Annotated in this window: 7 protein-coding genes; all 7 read left to right on the top strand. The window is 71.0% G+C overall.

The annotated features are described in order from the left end of the window. The first annotated feature begins 39 nt into the window (after positions 1 to 39). The 7 genes from ACZ49B_RS33650 to ACZ49B_RS33620 all read left to right on the top strand — a co-directional run bounded on the left by ACZ49B_RS33650 (position 40) and on the right by ACZ49B_RS33620 (position 13520). The gene (locus tag ACZ49B_RS33650) at positions 40 to 6492 is read left to right on the top strand and encodes an amino acid adenylation domain-containing protein (RefSeq protein ID WP_468313536.1); all 6453 of its coding nucleotides are present in this window, start codon (positions 40 to 42) and stop codon (positions 6490 to 6492) included. Positions 6493 to 6661: 169 nt separating this feature from the next. Beyond that, positions 6662 to 7579, top strand: coding sequence for a GHMP family kinase ATP-binding protein (locus tag ACZ49B_RS33645; RefSeq protein WP_468313530.1), 918 nt, complete (start codon positions 6662 to 6664; stop codon positions 7577 to 7579). A gap of 1 nt (position 7580) precedes the next feature. Further along, positions 7581 to 8639: a PLP-dependent cysteine synthase family protein gene (locus ACZ49B_RS33640; protein ID WP_468313528.1), complete on the top strand. Its 1059-nt coding sequence runs from the start codon at positions 7581 to 7583 to the stop codon at positions 8637 to 8639. Beyond that, positions 8636 to 9913: an ATP-grasp domain-containing protein gene (locus ACZ49B_RS33635; protein WP_468313525.1), complete on the top strand. Its 1278-nt coding sequence runs from the start codon at positions 8636 to 8638 to the stop codon at positions 9911 to 9913. The genes ACZ49B_RS33640 and ACZ49B_RS33635 overlap by 4 nt, the downstream gene beginning before the upstream one ends. Continuing rightward, the gene (gene argH, locus ACZ49B_RS33630; RefSeq protein WP_468313523.1) at positions 9910 to 11430 is read left to right on the top strand and encodes an argininosuccinate lyase; all 1521 of its coding nucleotides are present in this window, start codon (positions 9910 to 9912) and stop codon (positions 11428 to 11430) included. Before ACZ49B_RS33635 ends, argH begins: the two co-directional genes overlap by 4 nt. Beyond that, positions 11427 to 12731: an MFS transporter gene (locus tag ACZ49B_RS33625; protein WP_468313520.1), complete on the top strand. Its 1305-nt coding sequence runs from the start codon at positions 11427 to 11429 to the stop codon at positions 12729 to 12731. Before argH ends, ACZ49B_RS33625 begins: the two co-directional genes overlap by 4 nt. Positions 12732 to 12785: 54 nt before the next feature. Continuing rightward, positions 12786 to 13520, top strand: a complete 735-nt coding sequence (locus ACZ49B_RS33620; protein WP_468313517.1) for a 4'-phosphopantetheinyl transferase family protein — start codon at positions 12786 to 12788, stop codon at positions 13518 to 13520. Positions 13521 to 13612: the final 92 nt, after the last annotated feature.

The raw sequence follows: 13612 nt of genomic DNA, 5'->3' as shown, positions 1-13612 counted from the left end.
CGACCCGGCGTCGCCTCATACCGCGGCGCGACCTGCTCGCTGTCCTGCCCCGCGGACGTCCACGAGGCACTGACCGTCTTGGCGCGGGAGAGCGGGACGACGTTCTTCATGGTGGCCCAAGCGGCGCTGGCCCTGCTGCTCACCCGCTCCGGAGCCGGCACCGACATCGCCGTCGGCTCCCCCGTCGCCGGACGCGGGGACGAGGCCCTGGACGATCTGGTGGGGTTCTTCGTCAACACGCTCGTCCTGCGCACCGACACCAGCGGAGATCCGACGTTCCGGGAGCTCCTCAAGCGGGTTCGGGACACCGACCTCGCCGCGTGGGCTCACCAGGACGTGCCCTTCGACCGGCTCGTGGAGGCGCTCAACCCCGAGCGCTCCGCCTCCCGCCACCCCCTGTTCCAGGTCATGCTCACGGTCGGGCAGTCCCTGGGGGCGGGGCCCGACGTCGGTGGTCTGCAGACCTCGTTCGTCACGCCCGAGGTGCGCATCGCGAAGTTCGACCTGACGTTCGGCTTCGAGGAGAGCCACGGCGCCGACGGAGCTCCCGCAGGCTTTGACCTCACGGTCGAGTACGCGACTGATCTGTTCGATGCGGGGTCGGTGCGGGTTGCCGCGGAGCGTCTGGTGCGGGTTCTGGGTGCCGTGGTCGCGGCTCCGGACGTCCCGACCAGCCGCCTGGACGTACTCAGTGACGAGGAATACCACCGACTCCGGGAATGGGCCGGCCCCCAAACCGCTGCACCACTGCTCTCACTCGACCAGCTCTTCACCGGAAAAGCAGCCACCATTCCCGACTCGGTCGCGCTCGTATTCGAGGAACAGCGCATCACCTATGCAGAACTGGACGTGTGGTCGAACCGCCTCGCCCGCCACCTCACCGCCCAAGGCGTGCAGCCCGGAAACCTCGTGGCGATCCACCTGGAACGCTCCCCCGTCCTGATCGCCTCACTCCTCGCCGTACTCAAGACCGGAGCCGGATACACACTCCTGGACCCGCAGTTCCCGGCCGAACGCTTGAACACCGTCCTCACACAGACAGAACCGACCGTATTCCTGACCCAAACCCACCTCGCCCCCCTTCACACGACGGCAAAAACCGTCGACGTCACAGCACAAGCAACCACCATCAGCGCACTCCCGGGCACGGAAGTGGACACCTGCGGCCACCCGGAATCCATCGCCTGCATCATGTTCACCTCCGGCTCCACAGGCGTTCCCAAGGGCGTCGCTGCCTCCCACCGCGCACTCGCCTCCACCTTCCTGGGCCCCGACTACCTGCACTTCGGCCCCCAGCAGACCTTCCTGCAAAGCTCCCCGATCTCATGGGACGCATTCGCACTGGAAGTATTCGGACCCCTCCTCCACGGCGGCGTGTGCGTCCTCCAGCCAGGCCAGCACACCGATCCCCACCAGATAGCGGAACTGGTCGAACAACACCACGTCACCACCCTCCAAATGTCCGCGAGCCTCTTCAACCACATGCTCGACGAACACCCCCACATCTTCACAACCCTGCGAGAAGCCATGACCGCAGGCGAAGCAGCATCACCCACACACACCACCCGAGCCCTCGAACAACACCCCGGCCTCCACCTGATCAACGGCTACGGACCCGCCGAAAGCATGGGCTTCACCACCACACACACCCTCACCACCGACCCGGGCACCTCAGTCCCGATCGGCAAACCGGTCACCAGCAAGAACGCATACGTACTGGGACCCAACCTGGAAATACTGCCCCCCAACACCCCCGGCGAGCTCTACCTCGCCGGACACGGCCTGGCCCTCGGATACATCCGACGCCCCGCACTCACCGCCGAACGCTTCACCGCCAACCCACACGGCCCCGCCGGCACCCGCATGTACCGCACCGGCGACCTGGCCCGCTGGAACCACCACGGACACCTCGAATACCTCGGCCGCGCCGACCAACAAATCAAACTCCGCGGCTTCCGCATCGAACCCGGCGAGATCGAGACGGTCCTGTGCCGGCAGGCGTCGGTGGCGCAGGCTGCCGTCGTCCTGGGCGAGATCAGGCCGGGCAACAAATGCCTCATCGGATACGTGACGGCGGTCGAAGGCGCCCGCATCGACGTCGCCGAGCTGCGCGCCCACGCCTCCGCGACCCTGCCCGACTACATGGTGCCCGCGGCCTACGTCGTGCTGGACGCCCTGCCGCTGACGGTCAACGGGAAGCTCGACCGGCGGGCGCTGCCCCAACCCGACCCCCGGCACCAGCCGACGACCGGCCGCGCCCCGCGCACCCCCGCCGAGGAAATCCTCTGCAGCCTCTACGCCGACACCCTCCACCTCCCCAGCACGACCATCGACGACAACTTCTTCCACCGCGGCGGCCACTCCCTCCTCGCCACCCGGCTGATTTCCAAGGTGCGGGAAGCCTTCGGGGTGCAGCTGCTGGTGCGGGATCTGTTCCAGCACCCGACGGTGGCGGGGCTGGCCGAGCACGTCGCGGCCGGCCACGGCCAGGCCGCCCGCCCGGCACTGGTGGCGGGGACGCGGCCGGAACGCCTGCCGCTGGCCCCGGCTCAGCGACGCCTGTGGTTCCTGGACCAGCTCGAGGGGCCGTCGGCGACGTACAACATTCCGATGGCGGTCCGGCTGACCGGTCCCCTGGACAGGGACGCCCTGCGCGGTGCGCTGTCCGATGTGGTGGGCCGGCACGAGGTCCTCCGTACCAGGTATCCCGTCCAGGACGGCGAGCCCTGCCAGCACGTGGTTCCGGCCGATGAGGCGCAGGTCCCGTTCACCGTCGTCGGCGCTGGTGAGGACACCCTGGCGGCCGGGATCACCGAGCACGCCGGCCGGCCTTTCGCCCTGGATGCAGAGCTGCCGCTGCGTTGCGTCCTGTTCGAGCTGGCGGCAGAGGAACACGTCCTCGTTCTGGTGGTGCACCACATCGCATCCGACGGCTGGTCGGGCACCCCGCTGATGCGGGACCTGGGCACGGCCTACACCGCCCGCGTGGCGGGCACCGTGCCGGCTTGGGAGCCCCTGCCGGTCCAGTACGCGGACTACACCCTCTGGCAGGAGGAAGTCCTCGGCGATGCGGAAGACCCCGGGAGCGTGATCACCGCACAGCTCGACCACTGGAAGGCCGTACTCGCCGACCTCCCGGAGGAAGTGACACTCCCCGCAGACCGCCCGCGACCCGCCGTCGCCTCATACCGCGGCGCGACCTGCTCGCTGTCCTGCCCCGCGGACGTCCACGAGGCACTGACCACCCTCGCCCGCGAGACCGGAACCACGTTCTTCATGGTGGCCCAAGCAGCGGTCGCCCTACTCCTCACCCGCTCCGGAGCCGGCACCGACATCGCCATCGGCTCCCCCGTCGCCGGACGGGCCGACCAGAGCCTCGATGACCTGATCGGGTTCTTCGTCAACACACTCGTCCTACGCACCGACACCAGCGGCGACCCCACCTTCCGCGAACTCCTCAAACGCATCCGGGACACCGACCTCGCCGCCTGGGCACACCAAGACGTGCCCTTCGACCGGCTCGTGGAGACCCTCAACCCCGAGCGCTCCGCCTCCCGCCACCCCCTGTTCCAAGTCATGCTCACCGCCGGGCAGTCCCTCGGCTCGGGGCCTGAGCTCGGCGCACTGGACACGGAGTTCGTGGCCCCTGAACTGCGCATTGCGAAGTTCGACCTGACGTTCGGGTTCGAGGAGCACCGGACCGATCACGGCCGGTCTGCCGGTTTCGACCTCACGGTCGAGTACGCGACTGATCTGTTCGATGCGGGGTCGGTGCGGGTTGCCGCGGAGCGTCTGGTGCGGGTTCTGGGTGCCGTGGTCGCGGCTCCGGACGTCCCGACCAGCCGCCTGGACGTACTCAGTGACGAGGAATACCACCGACTCCGGGAATGGGCCGGCCCCCAAACCGCTGCACCACTGCTCTCACTCGACCAGCTCTTCACCGGAAAAGCAGCCACCATTCCCGACTCCGTCGCGCTCGTATTCGAGGAACAGCACATCACCTATGCAGAACTGGACGTGTGGTCGAACCGCCTCGCCCGCCACCTCACCGCCCAAGGCGTGCAGCCCGGAAACCTCGTGGCGATCCACCTGGAACGCTCCCCCGTCCTGATCGCCTCACTCCTCGCCGTACTCAAAACCGGAGCCGGATACACACTCCTGGACCCGCAGTTCCCGGCCGAACGCTTGAACACCGTCCTCACACAGACAGAACCGACCGTATTCCTGACCCAAACCCACCTCGCCCCCCTTCACACGACGGCAAAAACCGTCGACGTCACAGCACAAGCAACCACCATCAGCGCACTCCCGGGCACGGAAGTGGACACCTGCGGCCACCCGGAATCCATCGCCTGCATCATGTTCACCTCCGGCTCCACAGGCGTTCCCAAGGGCGTCGCTGCCTCCCACCGCGCACTCGCCTCCACCTTCCTGGGCCCCGACTACCTGCACTTCGGCCCCCAACAGACCTTCCTGCAAAGCTCCCCGATCTCATGGGACGCATTCGCACTGGAAGTATTCGGACCCCTCCTCCACGGCGGCGTGTGCGTCCTCCAGCCAGGCCAGCACACCGATCCCCACCAGATAGCGGAACTGGTCGAACAACACCACGTCACCACCCTCCAAATGTCCGCGAGCCTCTTCAACCACATGCTCGACGAACACCCCCACATCTTCACAACCCTGCGAGAAGCCATGACCGCAGGCGAAGCAGCATCACCCACACACACCACCCGAGCCCTCGAACAACACCCCGGCCTCCACCTGATCAACGGCTACGGACCCGCCGAAAGCATGGGCTTCACCACCACACACACCCTCACCACCGACCCGGGCACCTCAGTCCCGATCGGCAAACCGGTCACCAGCAAGAACGCATACGTACTGGGCCCCAACCTGGAAATACTGCCCCCCAACACCCCCGGCGAGCTCTACCTCGCCGGACACGGCCTGGCCCTCGGATACATCCGACGCCCCGCACTCACCGCCGAACGCTTCACCGCCAACCCACACGGCCCCGCCGGCACCCGCATGTACCGCACCGGCGACCTGGCCCGCTGGAACCACCACGGACACCTCGAATACCTCGGCCGCGCCGACCAACAAATCAAACTCCGCGGCTTCCGCATCGAACCCGGCGAAATCGAAAACGTACTCCTTCAGCACCCGTCCGTCACCCAGGCCGCCGTCGTCATCCGCGAGGACCGCGTCGGCGACAAGCGGCTCGTCGCCTACCTCGTCCCCGTCGCAGGCCGGCGCATCGACACCGACGACGTGCGCCGTCATGCCGAAGCGGCACTCCCCGAATACATGCTGCCGTCGGGATACGTCGAACTGGACGTGCTGCCCCTCACCACCAACGGGAAGCTCGACCGGCGGGCGCTGCCCCAACCCGACCCCCGGCACCAGCCGACCACCGGCCGCGCCCCGCGCACCCCCGCCGAGGAAATCCTCTGCAGCCTCTACGCCGACACCCTCCACCTCCCCAGCACGACCATCGACGACAACTTCTTCCACCGCGGCGGCCACTCCCTCCTCGCCACCCGGCTGATCAGCCGGATCCGCAGCATCTGGGACACGAGGACGACCATCCGCGACCTGTTCCAGCATCCGACGCCCGCCCTGCTCGCCGAGCACATCGCACTCGGCTCGGGCGGCAGCGCCAACCCGTTCGAAGCCGTCCTGCCGATCCGCACCGCCCCCGAACGGCCCGTCGGCGAGAAGAAGACGGCAACACCGGCACCGCTGTTCTGCATCCACCCCGTCTCCGGCATCGGCTGGGGCTACGCCGGCCTGCTCCCGCACATCGGCGAGGACAGGCCGATCATCGGACTGCAGGCCCGGCAGCTCACCGAGCCGCACCGCCGGCCCGCCTCCCTCGCTGAGGTGGCGGACGACTACCTGGCCTCCCTCCGCGAGATCCAGCCGCACGGCCCGTACCACCTGCTCGGCTGGTCCTTCGGAGGCATCGTCGCGCACGCGGTCGCAGCACGGCTGGAGCGGCTCGGCGAGGAGGTGGCCCTGCTCGGGCTGATGGACGCCTACCCCCTGCCCGAGGGCTTCGAGGCCCGGCCCACCACCGGCGGGGACGTGGTCCACGGCCTGTTGGGCGAGACGCCGCAGGCGGCGACCCTCCGGTGCGCCGACGGACCGCCCGACGTGCAGGAGATCGCGCAGCTCCTGCAGGGCCGGGCACCTGGCCTGGAGGAGCTCGACACAGCCCAGGTCGCCGCGGTCGTCGAAGCGACGGTCGCCAACCTGGACATCCGCCTGCGCCACGTGCCCGAACTGCCCTTCGGCGGGGACGTGGTCTTCTTCAACGCCACGGGGACACCGGCACCGCTCGGTGCGGCGCAGGCCTGGGCCCCGTACGTGCACGGCCGGATCGAAGAGGTCGACGTCGACTGCAAGCACGCCGAGATGACCGATCCCGGGCCGCTGCGCGCGATCGGCGAAGTCCTGGACCGGCGGCTGCGACCGGCCCGGCGGTAGGAGGCGGCGTGGCGGTCCCCCGCGCGAGGCGGCCCCGCGCGGGGACTGCCTGCAAACTGCCGCCGCAGCCACCGGGTACGCCCGGACGCCTCTCCTAACGTGGACGTGTCCGAACGGCCGACACGGCACTCCCAGTGGAGCGGTCCGGCCCCCAGAGGAAGCAAGGGAAATGGTGGATCATTCCGGCTGGCGCCTCGGTATCGCTTCGTCTCCCATACACCACGGCGAGATCCTGCAGGGCGTATTCCCTCACGAGGGCGGCCTCACCAGAGGGCTGGTGACGCTCCCCTGCACCCTCTACAAGGCGAACGCGACCTTCATGCCCGCCCCCGGCGGTGAACTGACGGTCTCCCCGGCCTGGAAGACCAAGGCCCTCCGCGCGGCCGAGCTCACGATCGGCGCTGTGGTTCCGGCAGGCAGCCGTCCCGTGGGCGGTCACCTCGAACTCTCCAGTGACGTGCCGCTGTGCCGCGGATTCGGCTCCTCGACCAGCGATGTGCTGGCCTCCATCTGGGCGGTGAAGGACGCCTTCGTCGGCTCCCTCCCGCCGGAGCACGTGGCCCGGCTGGCCGTACAGGCGGAGCTGGCCTCCGACTCGCTGATGTTCGAGGAGAGCTCGGTGCTGTTCGCGCAGCGCGAGGGTGCGGTGATCGAGGACTTCGGCTACCGCATGCCGCCGGTCCGGGTCCTCGGCTTCGGATCCCGTCCGCACCACAACGGACAGGGCGTGGACACCCTCGCCTTCCCACCGGCCCGCTACGACGACGCGGAGACCGGGATGTTCGCCGAACTGCAGGCACTGCTGAGGGAAGCCATCCATACCAAGGACGTCTCCCTCGTGGGTGCCGTGGCGACGGCGAGCACCGAGATCAACCAGCGGCACCTGCCGATACCCGGCCTCGACCGGATCCGGCGCATCGTCCGGGAGGCCGGCGCCCTGGGGGTGCAGGCGGCCCACAGCGGGGACATCGCCGGAATCCTCTTCGACCGGGACGACCCCGACGTCGGGGCTCGTACAGAACTCGCACAAGAACTCTTGCACAGCACGGGCATCCACGAGCAGTGGATCTTCACGACGGGTGACTGACATGACGACGACCGTGGTCGCGGGTGCTGCGAAGGCGCACTCGTCTGTAGTGGAAGCCACCGAGCTCCCGCGCATCATCCAACTGACCGAAAACCTCTACGGGGTCGCCTTCAGCCTGATGAAGCTGCTGCCCGCCCGGTTCATCATCGACCGGGCCGAGGCCGCCGGGACCCTGACGCCCGGCACCCCCGTCATCGAGACCTCGTCCGGCACCTTCGCCCTCGGCCTCGCCATGGTGTGCCGGCTGCGCGGCTACCCCCTCACCATCGTCGGCGACTCGGCGATCGACCGGGAGCTGTACACCCGGCTGACGATGCTGGGCGCGACGGTGGAGATCGTCGAGGACAACGGGCAGCCCGGCGGCATCCAGGGCGCCAGGCTCGCCCGGGTGGAGGAGCTGCGCCGGCTCCGCCCGGACAGCTTCGTGCCGGGCCAGTACGACAACCCCGACAACCCCGCGGCCTACGGCTGCGTCGCCGATCTGATGGGCACGACCATGGGATCGGTCGACTGCCTCGTCGGTCCGGTCGGGTCGGGCGGCTCCACCGGCGGCCTGGCGGCGGCGCTGCGGCTGGCCGATCCCGCCCTGCACCTCGTCGGTGTCGACACCCACGGTTCGATCATCTTCGGCACTCCCGACCGCTCCCGCGTGCTGCGCGGCCTCGGAAGCAGCATCCACCCTGGCAACGTGCGGCATTCCGCGTACGACGAGGTGCACTGGGTCACCGCGCCCGAGGCGTTCCACGCGACGCACGAGCTCTTCCGTACGCACGGCCTGTTCATGGGCCCCACAAGCGGCGCCTCCTTCCAGGTCGCCGCCTGGTGGGCGGAGCGCAACCCGGGCAGCAAGGTGGCGATGGTGTTGCCGGACGAGGGCTACCGCTACCAGTCCACCGTGTACAACGAGTCCTGGCTCCGCGAACAGGGCATCGTGCCGGCCGCCAACCCGGCCGGCCCGGCCCTGGTCGACCACCCGCTCGACGCATCGGAGAGCTGGGCCCGGTTGCTGTGGGCCCGGCGGCGTTTCGACGACGTGGTGGTACCGGGAGCGAGCGCATGAGCGATCGGCTACTGCTCCTCGTCGAATCCAACACCACCGGCACGGGACGCCAGTTCGCCCAGCGGGCTTCTGCAGCCGGCCTGGAGCCCGTGCTGCTCAGCGCGGACCCGGGGCGCTACCCCTACGCCGCCGAGGACGGGCTGCGCACGCTCGTCGTGGACACCGCGGACGACGCGGCGCTGTGGCGGGCGGTCCGGGAACTGGAGCGGTCCGCGCAGATCGCGGGTGTGCTGTCCAGCTCCGAGTACTTCGTGGCCACCGCCGCCGCGCTTGCGGCCCGCCTCGGCCTGCCGGGGCCGTCCGCCGAGGCCGTGCGCGCCTGCCGGGACAAGGCGCGCCAGCGCCGCACCCTCGCCGACGCCGGCGTGCCCGTGCCCGGTTTCGCGGAGGTCGGCACGGCCGAAGAGGCCGTGGCGGCCGCCTCCGCGCTGGGCCTGCCCGTGGTCGTCAAGCCGGTCCAGGGCTCCGGCAGCCTGGGCGTACGGCTGTGCGCGGACCTCGGGGAGGTCGCGGCGCACGCCGGGGGGCTGCTGGCCGCCACCGTGAACGAGCGGGGCCTCGCGGCCCCGTCCCGGATCCTCGTCGAGTCCTACCTGACCGGCCGGGAATTCTCGGTCGAGGTGTTCGGGCACGAGGCCGTGGTGCAAGTGGCCAAGCACGTCGGCCCGCCCCCGGTGTTCGTCGAGACCGGCCACGACCTGCCCGCCGACCTGCCGTCCGGGCAACAGGAAGCCCTGTCCGCGTGCGCGGTGAGCGCCGTACGGGCGCTCGGCCTCGGCTGGGGCGCGGCCCATGTGGAGCTGCGGCTCGACGGCGGCGAGCCCCGCGTGATCGAGGTCAACCCGCGGCTGGCCGGCGGAATGATTCCCGAACTGGTGCGCCGTGCCTGCGGGATCGACCTGGTCTCCGCCCAGGTGCGGGCGGCCGTCGGCGAGCCCGTAGCGCTGGAGCGGGCCCGGAACGCGGGCGCGTCCATCCGGTTCCTGACCGCCGGGGCCGAAGGGTTCCTCGGGCCGGCGGAAGCCACCCGCGCGGCCGTGGCCCGGGCGCGTGCGCTGCCGGAGGTCGTGGACGCGGCGCTGTACCGCGCCCCGGGGGCTGCCGTGGCGCCGGCCGAGGACTTCCGCGGGCGTCTGGGCCATGTGATCACGGCCGCCCCTGCCGTCGACCGCTCGGCCGCGGCTGCGCACGAGGCCCTGACCCGTCTGGCCTCGGCCCTCCTGCCGGCCCTCGGCGCCCGCGGCATCACCTCCCACCACGAGGAGGCGGCATGAGCAGCGCCGTACCCGCCGCTCCCGCCGTCGTCCCCGGAGCGGACACCGGCCGGCTGCGGACCACCCTCCACGAGGAGGCGCACCGCATCGTCTACGACCAGTACCTCCCGGGCTCCGGGCAGGACGGTCTGGGCCTTGAACTGCACCTGATCAGCGAGGTGGACCGGGCCCACCTGGTCATGCTCGCCGAGTGCGGCATCGTCGACACGGGCCGGGTCGCCGCCCTCCTGGAGACCATCGACGCCCTGCGCGCCGACGACTTCGCCGGCCTGCGCGGCATGCCCATGCCGCGCGGCGTGTACTTGGCGTACGAGGGCCGGCTCGTGGAGCTGCTCGGCGAGCGGATCGGCGGTGTCCTGCACACCGGGCGCTCACGCAACGACCTCAACGCGACGACCGCCCGGCTGAAGACGCGCGGCCCCTACGGCGAACTGCTCGACGCGGTGGCCGCCCTGGCGCGGACCCTGCTCGCCCAGGCCGCGCGATACCGCGGGGTCACCATGCCGGCGTACACCCACGGACAGCCGGCCGTCCCGATCACCTACGGGCACTGGCTGGCCGGAGTGGCGAGCGCCGTCCTGCGCGCCCTTGACGGCCTGCTGGACGCGGGCCGGGAGATCGACGTCAACCCGCTCGGGGCCGGAGCCGTCGGCGGGACCTCGGTCGCGATCGCCCCGCAGCGCACCGCCGAGCTGCTCGGCTTCACCGGCACGGCGCCGAACTCGGTGGACGCGGTGGCCTCGCGCGACTTCGTGCTGCGCCTGCTCGCCGCCTGTTCCGTCCTCGGCGTCACGATGGCCCGCGCCGCCCGGGATCTCAGCTCCTGGACCTCGGAGGAGTTCGGACTGCTGCGGATGGCCGATGACATGGTCGGCTCCAGCTCGATGATGCCGCAGAAGCGCAACCCCTTCCTCCTGGAGCACATCCAGGGCCGGTCGACCGCCTCCCTCGGAGCCTTCACGGCGGCCGCGTCGGCGATGGGCACGGCCGGTTTCACCAACGCCATCGCTGTCGGGGGCGAGGCGGTGCGCCACCTCTGGCCGGGTCTGGGCAGCACCACCGACGCGGTCACCCTGCTGCGGATGGTGGTCGCCGGCGCCGAGCCCGAGCGGGAGCGGATGGAGCAGCGCGCCGTGGAGGGCTTCACCTCCGCCACGTACTTGGCGGAGCGCCTGGTGATGAACGGCATGCCGTTCCGCGAGGCGCACCATCTGGTGGGCGAGACGGTACTGGCCGCCCTGGACCGAGGCGTGTCACTGACCGAAGCGGGCCGGGTCCGGCCCGAAGTCGCCGCCGCCGCGCCGGGAGACGGCTCCTCCTGGCTCGATCCCGCACACGTCGCCGCGGCCTGCGTGCACGGCGCGGGCCCTGGCGGGGCCGGCGCCGAAGCCGCCCACGGCCGGCTCGGCGCCGAACTCGACCGGCTGCAGGCCGAAGTAGGCTCCCGGCGGGCCCGCTGGGCGGACGCCGCCGAGCGGCTCACCGCTGCGGTCCGGGGGATCGGGCATTCCGCATGAGCAGCGGCCAGGGTGGTCTGCTGCACCGGCAGGCGTTCGGGCTGCTGTGGTGCGGAGAGACGGTCAGCAGGTTCGGCAGCAGCATCTCGGCGGTCGCCATGCCGCTGGTGGCCGTGGTGACGCTGCAGGCCGGCACGATGTGGGTGAGCGTGCTGGCGGCGGCCTCCTGGGTGCCCTGGCTGCTGTTCGGACTGTCGGCGGGAGCATGGGTGGACCGGGTACGCCGGCGCCCCCTGATGATCGCGTGCAACACGGGTTCGCTGCTGCTCCTGGCGAGCGTCCCCGTCGCGGCCTGGCTCGACGCCCTCACCCTGGCCCATCTGCTGGCCGTGGCCCTGCTGACCGGATGCGCGAGCGTCCTCTTCTCCATCGCCTACCGGGTGTACCTGCCGTCGGTGGTGGCCCGGGAGGAGCTGCCCGAGGCCAACGCGAAGCTCCAGGGCAGCGAGTCGGTGGCGCAGCTGGGCGGCCAGGGCGTCGGCGGCCTGCTGGCGCAGACCCTCGGCGCGGTGACCGGTCTGCTCGCCGACTCGGTGACCTTCCTGGTGTCCACCCTCTGTCTGATCGCGATCCCGGGCCGCGAACCGCGTCCTGGAAGACCGGCGGTGCCCGCTCAGCTGCGCAAGGACATCCGCGAAGGCCTGCGCTACACGGTGCGCGATCCGTACCTGCGCCTCCTCACGGCGTACGGGGCGGTCACCAACCTGCTGCTGACCGGCTGCCAGGCCCTCCTCACCGTGTTCCTGGTGCGCGAACTGGCCGTCAGCGAAGGCATGGTGGGCTGGCTACTCGCCTCGGGCGGCATGGGAGGACTCCTGGGCGCCCTGATCGCCACCCCCATGGCCCGGCGTTTCGGCACCGCGCGCGGCATGCTGCTGTGCAAACTCCTCACCGCTCCGCTGGGACTGCTGATCCCGCTGGCCGGCGCGGGGTGGAGCGTGCTGCTCGTGGCCCTGGGCTGCGCGGGGCTGTCGGTGGGCGTGGTCTGCGGCAGCGTCATCCAGGGCGCGTTCCGCCAGGCGTACTGCCCTCCCGAGCTGCTCGGCCGGATCACGGCGAGCCACTCCGTGGCCAACTATGGCTCGGTGCCGGTCGGCGCCCTGCTGAGCGGGGTGCTCGGCACTGCAATCGGGCTGCGCCCGACCCTGTGGCTGCTGACCGCGGGGCTCGCCGTCAGCAGCCTCCTGCTGACGGCGAGGCCGCTGGGCGGCCGCCGCGACCTGCCCACGGCGCCGCCGCCCGGTGAGGGCGACGGGGCAGCACTCACGGCAGTGGGCGGGGTCGCGGACCGCGACATGTGACGGCCCTCCCGCAGGGGGAGGCGTGCAACACCGAGGCAAAGGTCGGAAGCACCAGTGGACATCAAGGCGCAGCCCGTACGGCGTGACCGCCCCGCACCGGGTTCCCCCGACCTCTGGCTGCTGCGGCTGTCCGAGGCCACGGACTCCTTCGCGGACACGTCCGCCTTGGACACGGCCGAACGCGAGCGGGCCGCAGCTTTCGCACGGCTCGAGGACCGCATCCGCTTCACGGCCGCCCACGTGGCGCTGCGCACCGTCCTCGGCTCGTACCTGTCCCTGGCGCCGGCCGACGTCCGCTTCGCGCGGGAGGAGTGCCCCTGCTGCGGGGACCCGCACGGCCGCCCTGCCCTCCACGGATTCCCCGGCGACCTCCACTTCTCGCTCTCCCACCGCAGCGACCTGGTGCTGATCGGCGTGGCGCGGTCCCCGATCGGGGTGGACGTGGAACTGGTGTCCGACGTCCAGGAGAGCGACGAACTGGCCCTGATGCTGCACCCCGACGAGCAGCGGGAGGCCCAGGCTCTGGATCCGGTCCGCCGCCCGCGGGCCGTCGCCGGCCTGTGGACGCGCAAGGAGGCCTACCTCAAGGGCCTCGGCACCGGGCTCGGCCGCGATCCCGCACTGGACTACATCGGCCTGGGCGCGCCCCGGCCCCGGGACGACTGGCACTTCCTGGACGTCCCGGTGGACCGCGGTTACGCGGCATCGGCGGCCGTACGAGCCTCCGCGCCACCCCTGTCCCGCCCCGTCATCCGCCTCACCCGAGGGACGCTTCCGCAACGGGCCTGACGAACCGGCCGCCGGGCGCCTGGCGGACGGTGAGGAGGTCGAAGACGGCGCAGGCCGTCGGCCCCGGGCGGGCGTCCGCAGAACCTCGAAGA

The sequence above is a fragment of the Streptomyces sp. NPDC031132 genome, assembly GCF_055570595.1.
This window is presented reverse-complemented; position numbering and strand designations above follow the sequence as displayed.

Bases quoted from the DNA above. Each gene is read 5' to 3' on its own strand.
- ACZ49B_RS33635 (WP_468313525.1), top strand. From the start codon at position 8,636: ATGAGCGATCGGCTACTGCTCCTCGTCGAATCCAACACCACCGGCACG.
- ACZ49B_RS33640 (WP_468313528.1), top strand. From the start codon at position 7,581: ATGACGACGACCGTGGTCGCGGGTGCTGCGAAGGCGCACTCGTCTGTA.
- ACZ49B_RS33645 (WP_468313530.1), top strand. From the start codon at position 6,662: ATGGTGGATCATTCCGGCTGGCGCCTCGGTATCGCTTCGTCTCCCATA.
- argH (WP_468313523.1), top strand. From the start codon at position 9,910: ATGAGCAGCGCCGTACCCGCCGCTCCCGCCGTCGTCCCCGGAGCGGAC.
- ACZ49B_RS33625 (WP_468313520.1), top strand. From the start codon at position 11,427: ATGAGCAGCGGCCAGGGTGGTCTGCTGCACCGGCAGGCGTTCGGGCTG.